This is a genomic window from Pseudomonas mangiferae (assembly GCF_007109405.1).
Classification (GTDB): Bacteria; Pseudomonadota; Gammaproteobacteria; order Pseudomonadales; family Pseudomonadaceae; genus Pseudomonas_T; species Pseudomonas_T mangiferae.
In genome coordinates this window covers 279,879-301,985 of sequence record NZ_VJOY01000006.1, presented here as the reverse complement: position 1 = coordinate 301,985, position 22,107 = coordinate 279,879, and the positions used below count along the sequence as shown (strand labels likewise).

Genomic DNA, 22,107 nt, shown 5'->3' with positions numbered 1-22,107 from the left:
GGGCGGGCGCTGGAACATCACCCTGTTCCACTACCGCAACCACGGCGCCGCCGACGGCCGCGTGGTGGCCGCCCTGCAGGTCCCCGAGGACGAGCGCCACCTGCTGCCCGCCGCCCTCGAGCAGATCAGCTACCCCTACTGGGACGAGACCGACAACCCCGCCTACCGGCTATTCCTGGGGTAAGCAGGCTCACAGGCGACAATGAAGAACGGGCCCGAGGGCCCGTTCTTCATTGCATCACAGCATCTTGTCACGGGCCTTTTCGGCTCGTGAGGCGCCAATGGCGGTTTCCACCTGCTTGACCTCTTCCGGGGGCGGCAGGACGGCGGGGAAACCCAGGGACTGGATCCACAGCTCCCGGGTCCAGCCTTTGGTGTGGTAGAGGTGATGATCCTCGTCCTGTTCCACCGCTTCGAACGCAGCCTTGAGCACCTTGCCCAGGTCGCCGGTCACCCGTTCAGCCACGTGGCCAATCAGTTCCCAGTTCTGGTGATCCTTGGTTTCCGCCAAGACCACGCATTCGGCCGCGGCCAGTTCGGCATCACCGGGCTCGCCTTCGGCCATGGCCATCTCGATGGCGGCCACCAGGGAGGCGCCATGGTGCGCGACCACCTTGCGCCCGGGGCTCGGTTCCTCGGTGTCGATGCCCAATTGCTCGAAGACCCGCGTCAGCACCTGCTCGTGGGTCCGGGTTTCGTCCAGGTATTCCTGCCACTCCTTCTTGAGGTCGGCATTCTGGGCGGCCAGGATCGCCTGGGTGTAGATCTTGATGCCGCCACGCTCGGTTTCCAGCGCCTGGAGCAGAAGTTCGTGGACCTGGGCCTGGTCGTATCGGGATGTACGTGCCATGGGCAATTTCCTCGTTATCGTTATGGGAGCGCGTCGCGCCCCGGCTACACGGCTGCGATTCGTTCGACGGCGGGCGCTGCGACCCTGCCGCTCTTTCACTGACTGCCCCGGGGAAAGCCCGGTTCATTCGGCGTAGGGGCATTTCGCCATCGGACCGGCCGTGTGTCAGGCAAGCCGCTGGAAGAGCCCCGGATAGCTCACCACGATGCCGTCGTCATCGACGCCCAGCTCGGCCTGGAAGTCCCTGAACAGCGCGTCGTAGAGAAAGCGCCGGGCAGGCGCCAGGCACCGATAGCGCTGCGGCACCGCGCTCAGTTGCAGATCGGGAACGGCGATATACGCCATGCTGAATTCGCGCACTTCCCCTGGTTGCCATGGGTAGCGACGCAGCGGCAAGGCGTTGCTGAAGGGTGTGGCGGCGAAGTCCACGTCGATGCAGCCGGTGAGCAGCGGCAACGGCGCCCCGCCCTCTCGCTGGTACCAGTGACCCTCGCCATCCGCCTCGATGGACAGCGACGGGCCCTCGTCCAGGCTCTGAATGTCCACCCTGCGGGTTCTCCAGCGCTCGTCGACCTGCACCTGATAGGAGAACGCATAGGGTTGACCGCCCCGCTCCCCCATCACCACGCCGTTCGCCCGGGCCCCGAGGGCATTGGTTTCTAGGGTGAGGTGTTCCAGCCCCGCACCCTCCAGAGCTTTCCAACGGTAGTGGCGCTTCATGGGTTTCCTCCGGCAGATTCAGTCGCACGCTTGGGCAGGATAGCTGCGTCACCCAGGCGTCTTCGAGCCGGACGGATGGGCCTTCGGCGCCTAGATTCTGTACGAAAGTCGTCGAGCGAAGGTCAGGCAAGGCAAAAACAGGCGAAGAAGCGGAGTTTACGTGCTGTAAATGAGCAGTCTGAGCCTGTGTTTAACGCAGCATCACCGATGCGCAGGCACGTTTCGTACAGAACCTAGCAGGCCTCTCCTCAAGGCGTCATGCATGCCATGGGACACTCGGATACCCTGGCCCAGGTCCTATACAGGAGGAAACGATGAGCGAAATCCTGATCCGCCATTGCGAAGTTGCCGATGCGCCCGCCCTGCATCAGCTCTATGCCCACCCCAGCGTCTACCGGGACACCCTGCAGCTGCCCTTCCCCTCCGAGGAAGTCTGGACGAAGCGCCTGTCCCAGCCCACGGAGCACGTCTACAAGCTCGTGGCGTGCCTGAACGGGCAGGTCGTGGGGCAGCTGACCGTGGAGACCAACACCCGCCCGCGGCGGCGCCATGTGGCGGGCTTCGGCATGGGTGTGGCGCCTCAGGCCCAGCGCCGTGGCGTGGGTTCGCGGCTCATGGAGGCCATGATCGAACTCTGCGATGGCTGGCTGAACGTCGAGCGGATCGAGATGACGGTGTTCGTCGACAACCAGGCCGCCCTGGCCCTGTACATCAAGTACGGGTTCGTCGTCGAAGGGACCAGCAAGCGCTATGCCCTGCGCGAGGGCGTCTATGTGGACGTGCACCACATGGCCCGGCTCCGCCCGGGCCAACCGGCCTGAGCCGGCATCGCTCTCAGCGACATGATGAAAAGAACGACGCCGGCTCTCGGCCAGCGTCGCTCAACGGGTCGGCGAAGTCAGAACTTCCACTTCGCACTGACCACCGCATTGCGCGGCTCGCCATAGGACCCCGAGTTGAAGGTGCCGAGGCCGTCGTAGTACTTCTTGTCGAACAGGTTGTTCAGGTTCAACCCCAGGGTCAGGTGCTGGTCGACCTCATAGTTCGCCAACAGGCCGACCACCGCATAGCTGTCCTGGGTCGCCTTGCGGTTCACGTCGTCGAACGACATCTCGTGGTACATCTCGCTCTGCCAGATGACGTTGCCGCCCACGGTCAGGCGATTCAGGTCGCCCGGCAGCCGGTAGGTGGTCCCCAGCTTGAACAGGTTCATCGGCTGGTTGGTCTCGATGCGCTTGTGGTTGCCGTCCTTGGCCTCGCGGTAGGTGTAGCCCCCGAAGATCTTCCAGTCCGGCAGCAACTCGCCGGAGATCTCCGTTTCGATCCCCTTGGTCTTGGTGCCGCTGATGGCCCGGTAGGTTTCCCGGCCGGTCTCTAGGTCCACGTCCACGAACTGCGGCAGGTTGTCCTGCTTGACCTCGAACACCGCCAGGCTGGTGTTGAGCTTGCCGTCGTAGAATTCGCCCTTGATGCCGATCTCGTAGTTGTCCCCTTCGAGCGGGTCGATCGCACTGTTGTTGGCGGTCTTGTAGTACATCTGCGGCAGGAAGATGTTGGTGTAGCTGGCGTAGACCGAGTAGTTCTCGTTCAGGTCATAGATGACCCCGGCGTAGGGAATTACCTTGCCGGTCTTCTTGTTCTTGTCCAGCGCGGTGGTCTCGCCGCTGAAGGCATCGCTGGTTTCGTCATGCTCGTCCCACCAGGTCACCCGGGTGCCGAGGATGATGGACAGCGGGTCGAACGGCTTGAGCTTGAGCGCGGTGTAGACCCCCGACTGGCGCAGGCGCGACAGGTTGTCCTCGGTCTTGGAGAAATGCGGCTTGGGAATCTGCCGGCCGTCCCAGGCGAAGATGTCAGGCACCTCCGGGTTGGCTCGCTCGTAGGTGGGGTAGTTCAGGTGGGTGCGGGAGGTACTGCCCCCCACCACCAGCTCGTGCTGGCGGCCCAGCAGTTGGAACGGGCCCGAGGCGTACACGTCCAGGGTGTCCTGGTACTGGTGGCTGTCCAGACGGTTGACGTACATGAAGGCGCCGGCCCCGTTGTCGGGATCGGGCTGCCCGCCACTCGCCGACCCGGTCGTGCCCTTGCGGTAGGAGTACTGGTGGCTGTAGGCGGCCTTCAGGGTCCAGTCGTAGCCGAGCTTCTGCTCGAGGATGCTGGTGAAGGTGTAGTGGGTGTTGTCCAGGTAGCTCCAGCGCGTCGCCGGGTTGAAGGAGCGCGAGAAGTTGGTCTGGGAGCCGTCGCTGAAGAACAGCGGGATATGGCCGAAGCTGACGCCGTCGGAGTTGTTGTTCTGGTAGTCCAGGCTGAGGCGCAGCAGGGTATCGTCGGTGAGATCCACGTCCAGGGCGCCGTACAGGACGCGCTTGTCCCGCTTGTAGTAGTCGATGAAGGAATTCTGCTGCTGGTAGACCCCCACCAGGCGGCCGCGGATGGTGCCGCTGTCGTTCAGCTTGCCGGAGACGTCGCCCTCGGTGCGGTAGTGGTCCCAGGAACCGGCCTCGCCGGTCAGGTAGCCCTGGAAGTCCGAGGTAGGCCGCTTGCGCACCAGGTTGATGGTCGCGGACGGGTAGCCTGCCCCGCTCATCAGGCCGGACGCCCCCCGCAATACTTCAACATGGTCGTAGATCGCCATGTCCAGCAGGCTGCCGGTGTATTGCTGGGACTCGTTGACCACCTGGGAGGGAATGCCGTCGTACTGGTAGTTCTGGATGGCGAAACCGCGGGAATAGAAGGTGAAGCGCTCGCTGTCGCGGTGGTTCACGGTGACGCCCGGGGTGAAATTCAGCACCTCGTCCAGCGTCTTGAGGTTCTGGTCGTCCATCAATTGCCGGGTGACCACACTGACCGACTGGGGGGTTTCCCGCAGGCTCAGGGGCAGCTTGGTGGCGGCCCCGGTCTCGCCGGTGGTGTAGGAGCTGGTGTTCTCGGTGGTCTGGCCGAGGGTCGAGCTGTTGATGGTGGTGGCGCCCAGCTCCAGCGAGCCGCCTTCCGCCGCGCTGGTGAGGATCACGGTACCGTTGTCCAGCTGATACCGCAGGCCGGTGCCGTCCAGCAGGCGGCGCAGGGCCGCTTCAGGCTCCAGGTCGCCGCGTACTGCCGTCGCACGCTTGCCTTGCACCACGTCGGGCGAATACAGAATCTGCAGGCCGGATTGCTGGCCCAGTTCGCGCAATGCACTGTCCAGGGACTGAGCCGGGATGTTCAAGGGAGCGGCCATCGCCATTCCTGCCGTCCCCACGGACAGGAAGAGCGCGGCCGCCGTCATCGGCTGGCGAAGGGAATTCAGTGCACGGGAAAGCGGCGACAATTTATAGGTTTCGGCAGACATCTCGATGTCCTTGGGTATTGGCAGGGAAGCGGCAACTCTACGTTTGAGAATGCTACTCGTTTGTAAGCCACTATGAGACGTAACCGCCTGGCAAACCGGAAAAGCGAACGTGAAATTCTTTCGCGCTCAACGTGTGTGCTCGGTTCGGCCTGACGCCGATTCTCCAACGTACCTGTGTTGGCAGTGGGGCCGGAAACCATCCTCCAGCGTGAAGCCTTCCCGCCCGACAGTGCAGGGAACCCGATCCTTGGGACTGCCCTTCTGCCATCTGCCATCTGCCATTTGCCTTCTGCCAAGCGACACTCCCCAGAAGCCTCATAGGAGAAACACCATGCCCCAGGAACATATACGCAAGTCGATCGCTCGTACGGCCGCGGATGACAGGACCGGCAAGATGAAGTGGGCCGTCTTCACCCACGTGAAGGATGCCTACCACGTGTTCACGCCCCAGGGGCTCCAGGAAGGCGCGCTGCTCGCCTTCCAGACCGGGCGTTCCTTCGCGGAGGAGGCCTGTCTGTCCTTCGAATTCAGCAGCCCCAACTATTTCACCCAAGCCAATATCGGCCACCTGACCATCGGCATCGGCCGCACCACGGATGCCGAGACCGGCCAGCCCTCACTGCAGGGGAAAGGCATTGTCATCGGCAACGTCTCCGCCTATGGCTGCAACGGCGAGTGCACCCAGACCGACTACACCAATACCGTCGCCATCGAAAGCTACTGGGCCACCGGCAATTGCGTCCACGGTCAGGACTCCCAGAGCCCCCTCGAACTGCAGGACGCCCTGACCTACCGGGTGGAAGTCCGCGTGCTTCCCCCCTGCCAGCGCATCCAGTACACCCTGTGGTCCCGGGGTCGCCACGGAAAATGGAAGACGCTCCACCATGCCGACGTTCACGACAAGGATTTCGGGAACTCCGATAACGCCGCCGGTTGGTGGATCGGAGAGGTGTTTTCCCAACACGCGTGGCTGGTCAATTTCCGCTCCATCAAATGGCGTTTCGACGGCGTGGACGAGGCGTCGACCCCCTGAGTGATTCTGGAAAACCCCGGGTTGCGTGCCTAGTATTGAAATGGCCTGACCGGCAGTCTGGCTAATCGATATCACCTCTTCGGCAGCCGCCTGAAGAGCCAGGGCGCAGCCCCCGATCCTTCCTTCTCGCTTCGCGCAAGGTGCTCCATGTTCAACGGACGCTTGAAAAAACAGTTGCACGCCCTGCGCGAGCAGCTCTCGTCGATGGAACAGGTCAAGGACAGCCTGGACAACGAGATGATGGCGGTCTATCTCGATGCCCGGGGGCACATCGACTCGGTCAACACGAACTTCGAGAACGAAATGGCGCTCAAGGCCCAGGACGTGATCGGCCGCCCGCTGGTGGAACTCGTGCCGGTCTACATCAGGAACTCCGAGTTCGGGATGCGCCTCAGCAAGTGCATCAGCAACGGCGAACATTTCAGCGGCGCCCTGCGTCTTATCCGCGGGAACGGCAAGGAGGCATGGCTACGCAGCATCCTGCAGCCGATCCGCGATTCGCGCGGCACCCTCAAGGGCTTTTCCCTCTATTCCAGTAACCTCACCCGCACCATCGAGACCTCCCGCGAGCACGAAAGCATGCTCAAGGCGCTGCTGCGCTCGACCGCCGTCGCCGAGTTCGACCTCGAAGGGCACCTCATCACCGCCAACGACCTGTTCCTCAAGGCCATGGGCTATACCGCAGACCAGGTGATCGGCAAGCATCACCGGATGTTCTGCGAGCCGTCGGAATACACCTCCGATAACTACGTCCGTTTCTGGGACCGCCTGCGGCGTGGCGACTACATCGCCGACCGCTTCAAGCGGGTCGACAGCCGCGGCCACGAGGTCTGGCTGGAAGCCACCTACAACCCGGTGTTCGACGCCCACGACCGGCTCTACAAGGTGGTCAAGTTCGCCACGGTGATCACCGGCCAGGTAGAGCGGGAGAACGCCATCTCTAAGGCCGCCAACCTGGCATACGACACCTCGCTGCTGACCGACGAGGCGGCCAAGCGGGGCTCGGGCGTGTCGCTGCAGACGGTCGAGGTCATGCGGCAGTTGGCTACCAAGATGGAAAAGGCGGTGACCGGCATCGAGGCCCTGGACAACCAGTCCCAGGTCATCGGAACCATCATAAAGACCATCAGCGGCATCGCCGAACAGACCAACCTGCTGGCCCTCAACGCCGCGATCGAGGCTGCCCGCGCCGGTGAGCAGGGCCGCGGTTTCGCCGTGGTGGCAGACGAGGTACGTCAACTGGCCTCGCGGACCAGCAAGGCGACCGAAGAGATCGTCGACGTGGTGAAGCAGAACCAGCGGCTGGCCAGCGAAGCGGTCACGCTGATCGAGGAAGGCCGAAGCCAGGCGGACCAGGGCCTGGAACTCGCAGGCCAGGCGGGCCAGGTGATCGTGGAGATCCAGGACGGCGCTCAGAAAGTGGTCGGAGCCGTCGGCCAGTTCACCAACCAGCTGACCACCTGACACCTGACCCTGACACCTGGGACTCAGGGATACCCTGGATTGGTCGCCCCCCTCATTGCCAGGCGGAGCGGAAGGTTTATCGCCCAAGAGAACGACAGTGGCGATCGGATCGCCTCTTCCGTTTCCTGCCTGACAGAACCAGGTGAATGGTTCAGAGGCTGTTTGGCCAGCCTGGAGGCGTGCGACTATCGATTCCACCCTATCTCCATATCGTGCAGGTTCTCCTGATGTCCGAATCTACGCCCACGCCGTTCAGGCTAGACCCGGTACCGAACGTCATCACCTTCGATTGCTATGGCACCCTCGTACAGTGGTACGAGGTGCTGCTGCGAGAAATCGGCATGACGCTGGCCGAACACGGGGCGGATGCTGCAAGCGCCTCCGGGATTCTCGACAGCTTTTCCGCCCAGGGACGGCGCCTGACGGCTGAGAAGCCCCATCGCCATTACAAGAACATCCTGCGCACCGGGTTCGCCGCTGCATTCAGCGAACACGGGCTGGACCCGGGCCCGGACGAAATCGAACGCATCGCGTCGTCCCCGACGATAATGGGCCCGCACCCGGAGGTCCCGGATGCCCTGCGGCGACTGCACGAGCGCTACAGGCTCGCGATCTTCACCAATTCCGACGACGACCTCATCGCGCCGACCGTGGCGCGTATCGGCGTGCCCTTCGACTATGTCATCACGGCGGAGCAGGCGCAGGCCTACAAGCCGTCACGCCAATTCTTCGAGTACGCCTACCACCAAATGGGCGTGACACCCGAAGAGACGGTGCATGTAGCGATGGGCATGTATTGGGACATGAAGGCCTGTCACGAACTGGGCGTGCGTGGCATCTGGGTGAACCGCCGGAGCGAGACCGGCAACCCGGACTGGCTGCCCTATACGGAGGTGTCGGACTTGAAGGAGGCCGCCGCATTGCTTCTCCCAGCAGCAGGGCCGGCAGCGCAATAGGTGCCCGCCCTGCGCTTGACTGATCTGACCATAGCGCAAGCAAATGACCGTCTGAAGCCGAAGATCAAGCGAGGACAGGCTGCGTAGCCTTGTCCTTGGCTAGCTACCATCGGGCGTCTCGAGCGCACCGTCCCGAAGATGGCTGTCGATTGATGCCAGGCGTGAACAGAGTGAGAGAAAGAGATGAAGGGTAGCCACCTGATCAAAATAGCGTTGTAGCGTGCACTCACCGCTTACGGCGGAAAGATCGACAAGGGCGATAGCCCCTACATCTTGCATCCTCTCAGGTTGATGGCACGGCTGAATGACACTACCGGTCAGTGCGTAGCGCTGCTACACGATGTGATCGAAGACAGCGACGCGACCGCTGAGGATCTGCGTGCGGAGGGTTTCCCCGATTCCGTCGTCAACGCGGTGGAGGTGCTGACTCGCCGCCCTGACGAGCACTACGAGGCGTTTATCGAACGCGTGGGTGTTCATCCGCTCGCCCGCAAAGTGAAGCTGTTGGACATAGAGGACAACCTCAACCTTCTCCGACTCAACGCCGTCACCGATAACGATCTGCAACGTGTCACGAAATACCATCGTGCCTGGAAGCACTTGAATTCCCTGGAATCGTAGAAACCGCCGAAACGTCGAGCTATGCCCAGTCTCGACCGGCACTGTATAGATCGAGAAAACGATTAGGGCTGATCAACTATCCGAATACGCAGCGGCGCGAGGGATACGCAGGGCTAACGGCTGGGGGCCTGACGAATAGCGGACTTCGTTGAGCAGTTGTCAGCCGGATGGCCTGCGCTGGCGACTGGAGCCAAGCCGATGCGGCTGAGGGGATGGTGCGGCTGTCGGAGTTCGCCAACGACCTGGAAATATTGAGGCCGGACCGCGAGCGCCGGCGCGAACAGATCGAGGCGAATGAACACCCGTCGACATCACCGAGAGCTGCGAGCGAATTGGGAAGCCCGCGACCCCGCGCAACGCTTATGTCCACCTGGCAGATCCGGCGGCGCGCCCGATGGTCCATGAAATTCGGGCTCTCGGAGCCTGGCTCTACAGTGGCAGGGGCATCCCTTCGAGTACATCCAGACTCTGATGGGTCACGCAGACGAGGAGATGACCGCCTCCTTCCAGGACGGTCACGGGGCGAAGAAAAAATCACTATGTCGGGATGCTGGCCGGATAAAAACTGTAGCCCCGGTACTCGTTTCCCAATCTATTCCCCAAAACAAAAAGGGCGACCCTTTCGGATCGCCCTCTAAGCCCCGCAGGCCGCGGGTTGCGTTTGGTAGGCACAATTGGACTCGAACCAACGACCCCCACCATGTCAAGGTGGTGCTCTAACCAACTGAGCTATGTGCCTTCGTTGGACGCGCATTCTACGGATATGAAAATCGCTGTCAACACTTTTTCACCTAACCGCCTGAAAAGCTGGATTTTTTGCCGTTCAGCCGGCTGTTTCGAATCTCGCACGGCCGCTAGCCAATGATTCCGTCGTCGCGTAGCATCGCCAAACGTAAAAAATAAAGAACAGGGGATCAGAATGGCGCACACCGAATATCCACGCTCCTACTATGCAGCCTCGGCGAATCCAGTGCCGGACCGACCGGAACTGCTGGGTGGGGCGGAAGCGGACGTTTGCGTCATTGGCGCAGGCTACACCGGGCTTTCCACCGCGCTGTTCCTGCTGGAGTACGGATTCAAGGTGGTGGTGCTGGAGGCAGCGAAAGTCGGCTTCGGCGCGTCGGGTCGCAACGGTGGGCAGATCGTCAACAGCTACAGCCGCGATATCGACGTCATCGAGCGCACGGTTGGTCCCAAGCAGGCCCAGCTCTTGGGTCAGATGGCATTCGAGGGCGGCCGGATCATTCGTGAACGTATCGCCACCTATGGCATCCAGTGCGACCTGAAGGACGGTGGCGTGTTTGCGGCCCTGAACGGCAACCAGATGCGCCATCTGGAAGGCCAGAAACGCCTCTGGGAACGTCATGGGCATCACCAGCTGGAACTGCTGGATGCCACGCGAATCCGGGAAGTCGTGAACACCGGGCGTTACCTCGGCGGCATGCTCGACAAGAGCGGCGGCCACATCCACCCGCTCAATCTCGCCCTTGGCGAAGCGGCGGCGGTGGAGCGCCTGGGCGGCGTCATCCATGAGCAGACGCCGGCGGTGCGGATCGACCGGGGACCGAACCCTCTGGTCCATACGCCCCGCGGGCGCGTCAGGGCCAAATTCGTGGTCGTGGCCGGCAACGCTTACCTGGGCAACCTGTTGCCCGAATTGAGCGCCAAGTCCATGCCGTGTGGCACCCAGGTAATCACCACCGAACCGCTGCCAGAGCCACTGGCCCGGGAGCTGCTACCCCAGGATTATTGCGTGGAGGACTGCAACTATCTGCTGGACTACTATCGCCTGTCCGGCGACCGCCGGCTGATCTATGGCGGCGGCGTGGTCTACGGGGCACGCGACCCGGCGGACATCGAGTCGATCATTCGGCCGAAGATGCTGCAGACCTTCCCTCAACTGAAAGACGTCAAGATCGACTTCGCCTGGACCGGCAACTTCCTGCTGACCCTCTCCCGCCTGCCCCAGGTCGGGCGTCTGGGCGACAACCTGTACTACTCACAGGGCTGCAGCGGCCATGGGGTGACCTACACCCACCTGGCGGGCAAGGTGCTGGCGGAAGCGCTGCGTGGCCAGGCAGAGCGCTTCGACGCATTCGCCGCCCTGCCCCACTATCCGTTTCCAGGCGGACGCCTGTTCCGCATTCCTTTCACGGCCTTGGGGGCGTGGTACTACAGCCTACGGGATCGACTGGGCATCTGAATCGACGAGTGAAAGCCACGTCGGTCCTGGCCGGCAAGTCAGCCCCCGACCTGGCGCCTCGCCACGGCCGCTGCATTAGCCTGGCCTGCGCGATCGAGCGCATCGGCGCCCTGGAGCCAGCGGGCGCGGTCGACGTTCGCCGGCACGTTCACCGGCGACTGCAGCAGCACGGCCCAATGACCCCCTTCGCGCCAGTCTCCCAGGAAATCGGAAAAGGTCATCTGCACCCGCCGCTCGGCACCCGCACGAAGAATGACGTGCCGTTTCATCCGGTCATAACCGATCAGCAGCGCGAAGCGCGGCGAGCCCAACCACCCTTCATCCAGATGCACCAGCACCGGGTTGCCCGCCGCGACCTGTACCAGCAACGCATCGAGGTTCGGCTGCAGCGGATAGCCCACCAACCCGTGGCGGTTGGCCACCTCGACGATGCGCTCGGGCAGGCCTTTTTCGTCTTCCGGGAGATGCAAGGGTTTTTCCAGCAGACCGGGCGTGATCACCTCACCCTGCGCGGTCAGCAGGCTGGCCAGGGTCGCGGGTGCGCTCTGGTAGGCGCGCTGCTGGAAGAAGGGAACGCCCGACAGCTCCACCGACTCCGGCAGGGCCTGGACGCTGGGCGACAACGCCGGTCCCGAGCAGGCGCTCAGCCATAACAGGCTCGCCAGGATCACCGGCATACGACACGCCGCACGGCTCGTTTTCGGCTTGGACACGATTCTCTCGCTCTGACGGGACGGTCAGCGATGATACTGACCGCCCCTGGCCCGGTACAGCGTCAGGGTGACGCCGGCACCGTCTCCCGCAGGCTCAGGCTGCGATAGGCCGGATCGGCGAGGATCTGCGCCTCGGTGAAGGGCAGCGGATGCCAGAGCGACTGGGCAAACGCGTCGGTCTGATCGAGGAAATGCGGTGACGCCGGGTCGCTGGACTGGGAGAAGGTCAGCAAGCCCTGGGCCTGGGGGCCCTGCTCGTCGAAGCTCACCAGCTGGATGTAGCTGCTGCCGCCGACCACCGCCCATTGGCCGCCATCGACCGGTCGGCTCTGGATGGCGTTATAGACGCCCAGCTCACCTGCCCCACCCGGCATCGGGATGCGCCGGTTGCCTTTCATGGCCACCTGCAGGGCGCCGCGCTGCGCCTGGGACAAGGCTGGTGAACCCGCCAGCTCGCGACCGACCTGCACCAGTGCCGCGGTCAGCTCGCGTACGATCGCCGGGGCGTCCAGGGCAATGCCGCGGGGCGTATCGAGGGGATTGGCGGCGTCGAAAGGTACCCGCCAGGCGTTGTCGAGAGCCAGGAAGCGCTCGGCGAAAGCCTGGAAGTACAACCAGCCCACGCTACTCGCCGGGTCGGCACGGCGCGACCACCGGGTGATCGCCTCGCAGGCCGGCCGCGCAGCCGCCTGGCGAGCGGTGTCGCACAGACGATTCAGGTCATCGCCCAGCAGCTCGGCCAGGTAGACGCGGTTGTCATCCACCAGCGACCTGAGGAATGCACCGTCCAGCGCCGCGTCGCCCTGCGTCCGCAAGCGCTGTAGCGCGAAGCGGGCACGCAGCCCCAGCGCGGTCCCCTCGCGGCTCACCAGGGGCGAGTAGCCTTCCAGCGGCTGCGCCGGGTTGGTCATCCAGGCGCTGTCGTTGGAGTTCTGCAGGAAATCCTGGCGCTGCAGCTGCGGCATCCGCTCCGCCGGAACGATGCCAGGCTGGGGCGTCCCATCGGTACGCACCCAGTCGCAGGCACTGCGGGAGCCATCCAGCACCGGCAGCCCCTGGCCGGCCAAGGCCTTGTCCATGCAGGTCGCCAGGGCATCCGGCGATACATCGGGCACCACCGAGGCGTTCATGTACAGCGCCTCGCCCTGCTGGTCGACCGCCAGGGTATTCACCCAGGGAATACCCCGCTCGCGCTGGATCGCCCCGCGGAACTCGGCCAGGCTGGTGGCACGGTCCATGTCCAGCCACTGCTGCAGAACCCGGTCGTTGTCCAGGTTGACGTCCTGCAGGGCGTAGGCCTGGCCGGCCTCCCACTCCAGCATGCCCGGCCACTTCACCACCGGCCCGAAGCGCGAGAGATAAAGGTCATGATCGACGCGGGTCAGCGTGCCATCCGCCTCGCGCACATCGATGCTCACGGTGCGCTTCTCCAGGGCCAGGGTCTGGTCGTCCACCCGATAGCGGGTCGGGTCGGCCGGGTCCAGCGCCAGGCGGTGCAGGGTGAAATGGGCGGAGGTATCTACCGTGTGGGTCCAGGCCAGGTGCTGGTTGAAGCCGATGTTCACCACCGGCAGTCCGGGCAGGGCCGCGCCCATCACGTCCAACTGGCCAGGGATGGTCAGGTGCATCTGGTAGAAGCGCAGCGCGCCCGACCAGGGGAAATGGGGATTGGCCAGCAGCAGGCCATGGCCATTGGCGGAACGCTGTTTCCCCACCGCCAGGGCGTTGCTGCCCCGCTGCAGCGGATAGTCCTGCCAGGCACGCGCCGCGACGTCAAACCCGCGGGCATCGCGTGCGGCCACCGGCACCGAGGCCCCGGGCGGCGCAGCGGCCACCAGGGCCTGGGCGAACCGACCGATCCCGCCTTCCACCAACAGGCGCCGGGTCAGGCTCGCCAGGTCACGCTCGGTGAGGGGCTGCAGCCAGGGCTGCCCGCGACAGGCCAGCGGCTGCTGGGCGAATGCGGTATCCCGCAGGTAGCGGTTGTAGCCCTGCACGTACCCCTGCAGCAGGTGCCGCACCGGTTCGCGCTGGGCGTTCAGGAAACGGTCAAGCGCGGGCGCCTCGTTCAGCCAGCGGAAGAAGAGATCGGAGGTGACGTTGTCCACTTCGGCGGACGACTGGCCCTCGCGCCCGAAAAAGCGGGCCCGCTCGCCGCGGGCGGTGACGATCTCGTCCGCCAGCAGGCACAGGTTGTCCTTGGCATAGGCGTAGCCGATGCCATAGCCCAGCCCGCGCTCATCCGCCGCCTTGATGTGAGGAACACCGTAGGCGGTCCAGCGGATCTGCGTGGAAACCTCCGCCGCACCCGCACCGGCCAGGCCGAGCAACGCCATCATCCCCGCTGCGAACCGAATCCCGCCCACACCCGTTTCCTTCTGTCGATCGTCTACGGCGCCCGATCACGGGCGCGTCCTTTAAGGGTTCTGGTCTCAGCCGGCCAACAGCGCTTCGGCCCGGGCCGGCGACGCCTTGGACTGGCCGCCGACGAAACCGTAGAGCGACGCGGCGATTTCCTCGGCGCGGATCGGCAGCACCGAGAGCAAGGTGTCACTCAGACCGTGGCTCGCCTGGCAGAAGCCCTGCATGTAGACCGCCGCCTGGAAGCCCGGCACCGCCTGGATGCGGTAGTCGCGGCCCACCTGGTACTCCTGGAGGTAGGGCGCCAGAGGCTCCAGCAGTTGGCGATGGGCCTGCCGTTCGTAACCGGTGGCGAGGATCACCGCATCGTAGGGTCGCTTCACCGTGGCGCCGCTGGCCAGGTCGCGCAGGGTCAGCTCGACGCCCCGGTCGGTCGCGTTGACGGCATCCACCGTGCACAGGCAGCGGACGTTGTGGCGGACGTTCCCGGACACCTTCTGCCGGTAGAGGATGGCGTAGATGCGCTCGATCAAGTCCAGGTCCACCACGGAATAGTTGGTGTTGTGGTACTCGCGGATCAGGCGATCCCGCTCTGCGGTCTCCTGGCCGAAGATCAGGTCGGTGAAGGACGGCGAGAAGATTTCGTTGACGAACGGGCTGTCGTCGGCCGGCTTCAGCGAGGAACCGCGCAGGATCATGTCCACCTGCACCGAGGCGAAGCTGTCATTCAGGTCGATGAAGGCTTCGGCGGCGCTCTGCCCGCCGCCGATGATGGCGATGCGCATCGGCTTGCCGTCCACGCAGGGCTGGGTGGCCATGCGCTGCAGGTACTGGGAGTGGTGGAAGACCCGTGGGTCGTCCCGCAGGTGGGCGAACGGTTGCGGGAAGCGCGGCGTACCGCCGGCGCTGACCACTACGGAGCGGGTCCGGCGCACCCGGCGGCGGCCCTCCTCGTCCTCCGACACCACCCGCAGTTGCTCCACCTGCCCGCCAGCCTCGATGGGCTCGACGGCCACCACCTGCTCGCCATAGCGGCAGCGGTCGGCGAAATGCCCGGCCACCCAGCGCAGGTAGTCGTTGTACTCCATCCGGCACGGGTAGAAGGTGCCCAGGTTGATGAAGTCCACCAGGCGGCCGTGCTTGTGCAGGTAGTTGACGAACGAGAACGGGCTGGTGGGGTTGCGCAGGGACACCAGGTCCTTGAGGAAGGAAATCTGCAGTTCGCTCTGGCTCACCAGGGTGTCGCCGTGCCAGCGATAGTCCGACTGCTTGTCCAGGAACAGCGCGTCCAGGGTACCGTGCTGACGAGCGTGCTCGTCCAGGGCGATGGCCAGGGCGATGTTGGAGGGGCCGAAGCCGATGCCGATCACATCGTGGAGCCTGTCGGCGGAAGAAAGGGCCGGGTTCATCTGCGTATCCTCGCGAGCGAAAAGGTCGTCGGCGGCCGGGGAAATCGGCTGTCTGCCGAGGGTCGTGCTCGAAGTAACGAGACGTAACGAGGGAAATTTAAAGCCGGACGGCGCTCAGCTTTCCCACTCGCGCATGCGCAGCCGGCAGTGCTTCATGGCGTTGACGATGTGCTTCTCCACCATGTCCCTGGAGATACCCAGGCGAGCGGAAATCTCCGGGTGCGACAGCCCCTCCAGCTTGCGCAGCAGGAACGCCTCGCGGCAGACCCCCGACAGCTCTTCCAGGGCGCGCTTGACCAGGGCCACCCGTTGCCGCTGGTAGAGGGAATGGTGCGGCGAGGCGGCCGGCCGCTGATCCTCGCACTCGAGGACATCCATCGACTCGCTGCGCCGGGCGACATTGCGCCGATGCAGGTCGATGGTCAGATTGATTGCCGTTCGGTAGAGGAAAGCCCGGGGCTGCTGGATTTCATCTTGACGGGATCGCTCGAGCACGCGCAAATAGGCGTCGTGGGCGACGTCGGCGGCCAACTGGCGGTCGCCCAGCGTCGAGGTGAGGAACCTCACCAGCTCTCCGTAGTAGTTGTCCAAAGCCCCTGACTCTCCCAGCGATTGCCCTGCCTGCGCTGAGACACTACAGGCGGTGGGCCTACGACCAAATACTGGCAGTATGAAACCACTAAATTTATAATAATTCTCATCTACATTTAAAGCCCGACGCTTTCGCCTCGTTGCAACGCGGGTCACAGGTAATCGCAGTAACCCGATGAACATGCCCACGCCCGCGAACGCCGATCATGAAGCCCTGGCCGAGGACGCTGCCCACTGGTGCATGCGTATCCACGCCGAGGACTGCACCCCGCAGGAGCGCGAGGGCTTCCAGCGCTGGCTCGCGGCCGATCCGGAGCATGCGCGGGAGTTCGTCGCCATGCTGGAGATCTGGGAGGCCAGCGAGTGGCTCGCACCGCAGCTGGCCGAGGCCGCCCGCCCGGTGGCAGCCGCCCCCACGCCCCCCACACGCAGGACCCGACGCGCCTGGAGCCGACGTAGCATCGCGGCGGCCTTCGCCCTGCTGGTGCTGCCGGCGAGCGCCTACCTGGGCTGGAGCATGGGCTGGCTGCCGGACGACTACCGGCGCTACCGGACCGACAGCGTGCTGCACGACGTGGCCCTGCCGGACGGCAGCTACACCAGCCTCAACCTGAACACCCACCTCACCTTCGCCAACTTCAAGGATCGCCGCCGGGTATCCCTGGACCGTGGCGAGGCGTACTTCGAAGTGAGCCACGACGCCAGCCATCCCTTCGTGGTGGAAGCGGGCACCGGCTCGATCACCGTGACCGGCACCCGCTTCAACGTCTGGACCTATGGCGACGATGTCGTGGTCACCGTCACCGAGGGCTCGGTGAAGGTCAACAGTGATCGTCGCCAGGAGCAAAGCAGTGGCCTCACCGCCGGCATGCAGGCGCGCTACGGCAGCGGCGACGTACAGCCCCAGATCGGCTCCGCCAACGCCACCCAGGCCCTGGCCTGGCGCAGCGGCAAGCTGATCCTCGACGACCTGACCCTGGCCCAGGCGCTGCCGCTGATCAACCGCTACCGCCAGCGGCCGCTGCAGCTGGCGGACGGCACCCTCGGCACCCTGCGGGTCGGCGGCATCTACAACAGCCGCAACGTCGATGCCCTGGTGGACGCCCTGCCCAAGGTCCTTCCGGTGCGCCTCATCCATCGCGAGGATGGCACCACGCTGCTGGCGCGGCGCTGATCCCCCGGGCGGACGCTGCGCCGCCGGCTTAAATTTCCCGCCTCCCCCCGCGTCAGTCAGTAAGCATTACGCGTCGCGGGCAGAGCCACGGCGCGTCGATCCATCGCCCGAGCCTGCCCATGAGCGTTCCCCGCCCCCTCCTCGTCATCGCCTGCCTGGCCCTCGTTCCGCTGCTGGTCGCCTGGCAAAAATTTTCCGCTTCCACGCCGCCCGGCAGCACGGTCAGCGTGCAGCGGGGCGACATCGAAAGCAGTGTCAGCGCCCTCGGCACCCTGCAGCCGCGCCGCTACGTCGACGTCGGCGCCCAGGCATCCGGGCAGATCCGCACCCTCCACGTGGAGGTGGGCGACGAAGTCCGGGAAGGCCAGTTGTTGGTGGAAATCGACCCGGCCCCGCAGCAGGCCCGGGTGGACGCCGGTCGCTACTCCATCGAGACCCTGCAGGCGGAACTGGCCGAACAACGCGCCCAGCATGCCCTGGCGGAGCAGCAGTACCGGCGCCAGCAGCGCCTCGCAGCCAGCGGCGCCACCCGTGAGGAAGACGTCCAGGCAGCCCACGCCCAGCTGCGGTCGGCCCAGGCCCGCATCGACCGCTACCAGGCGCAGATCCGCCAGGCGCGTGCCACCCTGCGCAGCGACGAGGCGGAACTGGGCTACACCCGCATCTATGCACCCATGACGGGTACGGTGGTGGCGCTCAACGCCCGCGAAGGCCAGACCCTCAACGCCCAGCAGCAGACCCCGCTGATCCTGCGCATCGCCAAGCTTTCGCCCATGACCGTCTGGGCCCAGGTGTCCGAGGCGGACATCGGCCGGGTACGGCCGGGCATGCCGGCGTATTTCAGCACCCTCAGCGGCGAAGGCCGACGCTGGGAGGCTACGGTGCGACAGATCCTGCCGATCCCGCCGAAGCCCCTGGAGCAGATGAGCCAGGGCGGCGGCAGCCCGCTGGGCACCACGGGCGGCGGCCGGGTGGTGCTCTACACCGTATTGCTGGACGTGGACAACGACGACCATGCCCTGATGGCGGAGATGACCGCCCAGGTGTTCTTCGTCGCCGATCGCGCCCGGGACGTGCTCACCGTTCCCCTGGCGGCCCTGCAGCCTGCGGGTCAGGGGCGCCACGTGGCGCGGGTAGTGGCGGCCAATGGCGAGGTGGCGACCCGCGAGGTGCGCACCGGTCTCAGCGACCGCATGGCGGTGCAGGTGCTCTCCGGCCTGCGCGAAGGCGAACGCCTGCTGATCGGCGCGCCCGACGCCGCGGACGGTTGATGACCACGCCCGACGCCGTGCCGCTGATCCAGCTGCGCGACATCCGCAAGGCCTACGGCGGCGAGGACGGCGGGCCACGGGTCGAGGTGTTGCGCGGCATCGACCTGACCCTCTCGGCCGGGGAATTCGTCGCCATCGTCGGCGCCTCCGGCTCCGGCAAATCCACCTTGATGAACATCCTCGGTTGCCTGGACCGGCCCAGTTCGGGCGAATACCGCTTCGCCGGCGAAGACGTGGCCGACTTCGACAGCGACACCCTGGCCTGGCTGCGTCGGGAAGCGTTCGGCTTCGTCTTCCAGGGCTATCACCTGATCCCCTCGGCCAGTGCCCAGGAAAACGTCGAGATGCCCGCCATCTACGCGGGCACCCCGGCCGCCGAGCGCCATCGCCGGGCGGCCGCGCTGCTGGAACGCCTGGGCCTGGGCAGCCGCCTGGGCAATCGCCCGCACCAGCTTTCCGGCGGGCAGCAGCAGCGGGTATCCATCGCCCGGGCGCTGATGAACGGCGGTCACATCATCCTGGCGGACGAGCCGACCGGCGCGCTGGACAGCCGCAGCGGCACCGAGGTCATGGCGCTGCTGGACGAACTGGCCGCCCAGGGCCACGTGGTGATCCTGATCACCCACGACCGCGACGTGGCGGCCCGGGCGCGGCGGATCATCGAGGTGCGGGACGGCCTGATCGTCGATGACCGCCCTGCGTCCGCGCCGTCCGCCGCGCCCCTGCCCGCCTGCGCGCCGCCTCCACTGGACCTGCGCGCCGGGTCGCGCGGCACTGTCCGCGCCGGCGCCTGGCGTGCGGAGCTGATGGATGCCCTGCGCGCCGCCTGGCGGGCACTATGGCTGAACCGCTTCCGCACCGCTCTGACCCTGCTGGGCATCGTCATCGGCGTCGCCTCGGTGGTGGTGATGCTCGCCGTGGGCGAAGGCAGCAAGCGCCAGGTGATGGCCCAGATGGGCGCCTTCGGCTCCAACATCATCTACCTGGGCGGCTATTCACCGACCCCTCGCAGCCCCGAGGGCCGAATCAGCCTGGACGACGTGGCGGCCCTGGCCAGCCTGCCCCAGGTGAAGAGGATCATGCCGGTCAATGGCGCGGAGACCGTGGTGCGCTACGGCAATGTCGACCACGTGATGTACACCGGCGGCAACGGCGTGGACTTCCCGGCGATCCTCAACTGGCCGGTGGTGGAAGGCCGTTTCTTCACCGCCGAGGAGGACGCCGCGGCGGCCCCGGTGGCGGTGATCGGGCAGAAGGTCCGGGAACGGGTGTTCAAGGATGTCGCCGACCCCATCGGCCGCTACCTGTTGATCGAGAACGTGCCGTTCCGGGTCATCGGCCTGCTGGCCGCCAAGGGCGCGGCATCGGGGGACAGCGACAGCGACGAACGCATCGTCGTGCCCTACTCCGCCGCCAGCGTGCGCCTGTTCGGCAGCCACGACCCGGAGTACGTGATCATCGCCGCCGCCGATGCGGACCGGGTGCATGAGGCCGAGCAGGCCATCGACCGCTTGCTGCTGCGCCTGCATCGCGGTGTGCGGGACTTCGAGCTGACCAACAATGCGGCGATGATCCAGGCCGAGGCCCGCACCCGCAACTCCCTGTCGCTGATGCTCGGCGCCATCGCCGCGATCTCCCTGCTGGTGGGCGGCATCGGGGTGATGAACGTGATGCTGATGACCGTGCGCGAGCGCACCCGGGAAATCGGCATCCGCATGGCCACCGGGGCACGCCAGCGGGACATCCTTCGCCAGTTCCTCACCGAAGCCATGATGCTCTCGCTGCTGGGGGGCCTGGCCGGCGTCGCCAGTGCCCTGGCCATCGGCGCCGGCCTGCGGCTCGCCGACGTGGCCGTGGTGTTCTCCCCGGCCGCGGCCCTGGGCGCCTTCGCCTGCGCCCTGGCCACCGGCATGCTGTTCGGCTACACCCCGGCGCGCCAGGCCGCCCGCCTCGACCCGGTGATCGCCCTGACCCGCCCATGAGCCCCGCCATGAAACGACTCATCCCAATCCTGCCCTGCTGCCTGCTGCTGGGTGCCTGCGCCGAACGGCCCGCGCCCGTCGCTACCGGGGCGTCGCCGCCGGCCCGCTGGCAGGCGCCCGTCATGGCCTCGGACGACGCCGCCCTGCAACGGGACTGGTGGCGGCGCTTCGGCAGCGCCGACCTCGATGGCCTGATCGAACGGGCCCGGGCCGGCAACCATGATGTGGCGGTCGCCCTGGCCCGGGCCCGCCAGGCCCGGGCGACGCTCACGGTGGCGGGCGCGCCGCTGCTGCCCGAGGTACGGGCGGGCGTCGAGGCGAGCCGCGAAGGCCTGCTCAGTGGCCAGGGCAATCGGGACCTGGACGCCAGCGAGGACGATCCGCGGATCGACAGTTTCCTCACGGATTTCAACGTGCGCTACGACGTGGACCTCTGGGGCGGCCTCGAGGCCGCTCGTGACAGCGCTCTTCAGGGCTGGCATGCCAGCCGCTTCGAACGGGCCGCGGTGGAATTGAGCGTGCTGGCGGAGGTGGCCAACCGCTACCTGGATGTCCGCGCCCTGGACGAGCAAGCGCGGATCGCCGCATTGAACCTGGACAACGCCCGCGAAGTGCTGGCCCTGGTGGAAACCCGCCACGAGGCCGGGGCCGCCACGCCCCTGGAAGTGGCCCAGCAACGCAGCCTGGTGGCACGCCAGCAACGGCTGCTGCCGGAGGCCCGGCAACGGGCGGCCGAGGCACGGATCGCCCTCGCCACGCTGCTCGGCGAGCCGGTGCAGGCGTTGCGCCTGGCGCCGGGCCCGTTCACCGACCTGCGCTGGCCCACCGCCAACGCCGGGGTGCCCAGCGAGCTGCTGGCGCGCCGCCCGGATATCGCCGCCGCGGAGGCCCGGCTGGCCTCCGCCGAGGCCGACGTGCGGGTGGCCAGGGCCGCCCTGCTGCCGAGCCTGACCCTCGGCGCCAACCTGGGCAGCGGCGGCGAGCGCGCCTCGCAACTGCTGCGGAGCCCGTTCTATACCCTGACTGCCGGTCTTGCCGCGCCGATCTTCGACAATGGGCGGCTGTCGGCCGAACGGGACCGGGTCCAGGCTCGCCAGGAAGAAGTGCTGGAAGACTACCGCCAGGCCATCGTGGCGGCCTTCGCCGACGTGGAGGCCGCCCTGGTGGCCATCGACGGTCTGGATCGCCAGCGCGAAGGGCAAGCCCGGGAACTGGAGAGCGCCCACGAGGCCTTCCGCCTGGCCGGGGAACGCTACCGGGCCGGCGCTGAGACCCTGCTTACCCTGCTGGAAAGCCAGCGCACCCTCTACGAGGCCCAGACCGAGCAGGTTCGCCTGCACCTGGCCCGGGCCCAGGCATCCGTGGCGTTGTACAAGGCCTTGGGCGGTGGCTGGCGCGCCGAGCCGCCGCCGGCCTGAGAAGGTCCGG

General features: G+C 65.9%; 17 protein-coding genes, 1 tRNA gene and 2 pseudogenes. 12 read left to right on the top strand and 8 right to left on the bottom strand.

All coding sequences use genetic code 11. The features are described from left to right. Positions 1-184 (top strand): annotated as a pseudogene (locus FM069_RS10885) (threonine ammonia-lyase, biosynthetic); the annotation flags it as partial. 54 nt (positions 185-238) lie between these two features. Here the strand turns inward: FM069_RS10885 and FM069_RS10880 are convergent. Beyond that, positions 239-850 carry a hypothetical protein gene (locus FM069_RS10880; protein ID WP_143488317.1) on the bottom strand — a complete coding sequence of 204 codons (612 nt, stop codon included), beginning with the start codon at positions 848-850 and terminating at the stop codon, positions 239-241. 165 nt (positions 851-1,015) lie between these two features. After that, entirely contained in the window at positions 1,016-1,570 is a 555-nt protein-coding gene (locus FM069_RS10875) for a putative glycolipid-binding domain-containing protein (protein ID WP_143488316.1), read from the bottom strand. Positions 1,571-1,884: 314 nt separating this feature from the next. On the opposite strand from FM069_RS10875, the gene FM069_RS10870 reads away from it, so the two are divergent. Next, a complete protein-coding gene (locus FM069_RS10870; protein ID WP_143488315.1) occupies positions 1,885-2,391 on the top strand; it encodes a GNAT family N-acetyltransferase in 507 nt (168 codons plus the stop codon). 77 nt (positions 2,392-2,468) lie between these two features. Here the strand turns inward: FM069_RS10870 and FM069_RS10865 are convergent, their stop codons facing one another. Continuing rightward, the gene (locus FM069_RS10865) at positions 2,469-4,790 is read right to left on the bottom strand and encodes a TonB-dependent siderophore receptor (RefSeq protein WP_233282022.1); all 2,322 of its coding nucleotides are present in this window, start codon (positions 4,788-4,790) and stop codon (positions 2,469-2,471) included. A gap of 505 nt (positions 4,791-5,295) precedes the next feature. Here FM069_RS10865 and FM069_RS10860 point away from each other — a divergent pair. The 5 genes and pseudogenes from FM069_RS10860 to FM069_RS21855 all read left to right on the top strand — a co-directional run bounded on the left by FM069_RS10860 (position 5,296) and on the right by FM069_RS21855 (position 8,975). Continuing rightward, entirely contained in the window at positions 5,296-5,934 is a 639-nt protein-coding gene (locus FM069_RS10860; protein WP_143488313.1) for a hypothetical protein, read from the top strand. A gap of 147 nt (positions 5,935-6,081) precedes the next feature. Then, positions 6,082-6,858 (top strand): annotated as a pseudogene (locus FM069_RS22305) (PAS domain-containing protein); the annotation flags it as partial. Between the two features lie 108 nt (positions 6,859-6,966). Continuing rightward, positions 6,967-7,398: a methyl-accepting chemotaxis protein gene (locus FM069_RS22300; protein WP_407681576.1), complete on the top strand. Its 432-nt coding sequence runs from the start codon at positions 6,967-6,969 to the stop codon at positions 7,396-7,398. Positions 7,399-7,625: 227 nt separating this feature from the next. Further along, positions 7,626-8,354 carry a haloacid dehalogenase type II gene (locus tag FM069_RS10850; protein WP_218570292.1) on the top strand — a complete coding sequence of 243 codons (729 nt, stop codon included), beginning with the start codon at positions 7,626-7,628 and terminating at the stop codon, positions 8,352-8,354. 342 nt (positions 8,355-8,696) lie between these two features. After that, entirely contained in the window at positions 8,697-8,975 is a 279-nt protein-coding gene (locus FM069_RS21855) for a hypothetical protein (RefSeq protein ID WP_233282021.1), read from the top strand. A gap of 662 nt (positions 8,976-9,637) precedes the next feature. Here the strand turns inward: FM069_RS21855 and FM069_RS10840 are convergent. Continuing rightward, positions 9,638-9,714 (bottom strand) — tRNA-Val (locus FM069_RS10840). A gap of 180 nt (positions 9,715-9,894) precedes the next feature. On the opposite strand from FM069_RS10840, the gene FM069_RS10835 reads away from it, so the two are divergent. Then, positions 9,895-11,178: an NAD(P)/FAD-dependent oxidoreductase gene (locus FM069_RS10835; RefSeq protein ID WP_143488310.1), complete on the top strand. Its 1,284-nt coding sequence runs from the start codon at positions 9,895-9,897 to the stop codon at positions 11,176-11,178. 38 nt (positions 11,179-11,216) lie between these two features. Here FM069_RS10835 and FM069_RS10830 read toward each other — a convergent pair whose 3' ends face one another. The 4 genes from FM069_RS10830 to FM069_RS10815 form a co-directional block, all read right to left on the bottom strand. Then, on the bottom strand, positions 11,217-11,891 hold the full coding sequence (locus FM069_RS10830) for a hypothetical protein (protein WP_325063567.1): 675 nt from the start codon (positions 11,889-11,891) through the stop codon (positions 11,217-11,219). A gap of 62 nt (positions 11,892-11,953) precedes the next feature. Further along, entirely contained in the window at positions 11,954-14,257 is a 2,304-nt protein-coding gene (gene pvdQ, locus FM069_RS10825) for a bifunctional acylase PvdQ (RefSeq protein WP_233282020.1), read from the bottom strand. A gap of 66 nt (positions 14,258-14,323) precedes the next feature. Further along, positions 14,324-15,661, bottom strand: coding sequence for a lysine N(6)-hydroxylase/L-ornithine N(5)-oxygenase family protein (locus tag FM069_RS10820; protein WP_143488309.1), 1,338 nt, complete (start codon positions 15,659-15,661; stop codon positions 14,324-14,326). 114 nt (positions 15,662-15,775) lie between these two features. Beyond that, positions 15,776-16,435, bottom strand: coding sequence for a sigma-70 family RNA polymerase sigma factor (locus FM069_RS10815; protein WP_143488308.1), 660 nt, complete (start codon positions 16,433-16,435; stop codon positions 15,776-15,778). Here FM069_RS10815 and FM069_RS10810 point away from each other — a divergent pair. The 4 genes from FM069_RS10810 to FM069_RS10795 all read left to right on the top strand — a co-directional run bounded on the left by FM069_RS10810 (position 16,434) and on the right by FM069_RS10795 (position 22,097). Beyond that, positions 16,434-17,426, top strand: coding sequence for a FecR family protein (locus FM069_RS10810; protein ID WP_143488307.1), 993 nt, complete (start codon positions 16,434-16,436; stop codon positions 17,424-17,426). The genes FM069_RS10815 and FM069_RS10810 overlap by 2 nt on opposite strands. 119 nt (positions 17,427-17,545) lie before the next feature. Next, positions 17,546-18,697 (top strand): efflux RND transporter periplasmic adaptor subunit, encoded by a 1,152-nt coding sequence (locus FM069_RS10805; protein ID WP_143488306.1) that lies wholly within the window; start codon positions 17,546-17,548, stop codon positions 18,695-18,697. After that, on the top strand, positions 18,697-20,679 hold the full coding sequence (locus tag FM069_RS10800; RefSeq protein WP_143488305.1) for a MacB family efflux pump subunit: 1,983 nt from the start codon (positions 18,697-18,699) through the stop codon (positions 20,677-20,679). The genes FM069_RS10805 and FM069_RS10800 overlap by 1 nt, the downstream gene beginning before the upstream one ends. Before the next feature lie 8 nt (positions 20,680-20,687). After that, positions 20,688-22,097, top strand: a complete 1,410-nt coding sequence (locus FM069_RS10795) for an efflux transporter outer membrane subunit (RefSeq protein ID WP_143488304.1) — start codon at positions 20,688-20,690, stop codon at positions 22,095-22,097. Positions 22,098-22,107 lie beyond the last annotated feature (10 nt).

Excerpts from the sequence above, each read along its gene's own strand:
- FM069_RS10880 (WP_143488317.1), bottom strand. The coding sequence starts at position 850 with ATGGCACGTACATCCCGATACGACCAGGCCCAGGTCCACGAACTTCTG.
- FM069_RS10875 (WP_143488316.1), bottom strand. The coding sequence starts at position 1,570 with ATGAAGCGCCACTACCGTTGGAAAGCTCTGGAGGGTGCGGGGCTGGAA.
- FM069_RS10870 (WP_143488315.1), top strand. The coding sequence starts at position 1,885 with ATGAGCGAAATCCTGATCCGCCATTGCGAAGTTGCCGATGCGCCCGCC.
- FM069_RS10865 (WP_233282022.1), bottom strand. The coding sequence starts at position 4,790 with ATGGCCGCTCCCTTGAACATCCCGGCTCAGTCCCTGGACAGTGCATTG.
- FM069_RS10860 (WP_143488313.1), top strand. The coding sequence starts at position 5,296 with ATGAAGTGGGCCGTCTTCACCCACGTGAAGGATGCCTACCACGTGTTC.
- FM069_RS22300 (WP_407681576.1), top strand. The coding sequence starts at position 6,967 with ATGCGGCAGTTGGCTACCAAGATGGAAAAGGCGGTGACCGGCATCGAG.
- FM069_RS10850 (WP_218570292.1), top strand. The coding sequence starts at position 7,626 with ATGTCCGAATCTACGCCCACGCCGTTCAGGCTAGACCCGGTACCGAAC.
- FM069_RS10835 (WP_143488310.1), top strand. The coding sequence starts at position 9,895 with ATGGCGCACACCGAATATCCACGCTCCTACTATGCAGCCTCGGCGAAT.
- FM069_RS10820 (WP_143488309.1), bottom strand. The coding sequence starts at position 15,661 with ATGAACCCGGCCCTTTCTTCCGCCGACAGGCTCCACGATGTGATCGGC.
- FM069_RS10810 (WP_143488307.1), top strand. The coding sequence starts at position 16,434 with ATGCCCACGCCCGCGAACGCCGATCATGAAGCCCTGGCCGAGGACGCT.
- FM069_RS10815 (WP_143488308.1), bottom strand. The coding sequence starts at position 16,435 with ATGTTCATCGGGTTACTGCGATTACCTGTGACCCGCGTTGCAACGAGG.
- FM069_RS10805 (WP_143488306.1), top strand. The coding sequence starts at position 17,546 with ATGAGCGTTCCCCGCCCCCTCCTCGTCATCGCCTGCCTGGCCCTCGTT.
- FM069_RS10800 (WP_143488305.1), top strand. The coding sequence starts at position 18,697 with ATGACCACGCCCGACGCCGTGCCGCTGATCCAGCTGCGCGACATCCGC.
- FM069_RS10795 (WP_143488304.1), top strand. The coding sequence starts at position 20,688 with ATGAAACGACTCATCCCAATCCTGCCCTGCTGCCTGCTGCTGGGTGCC.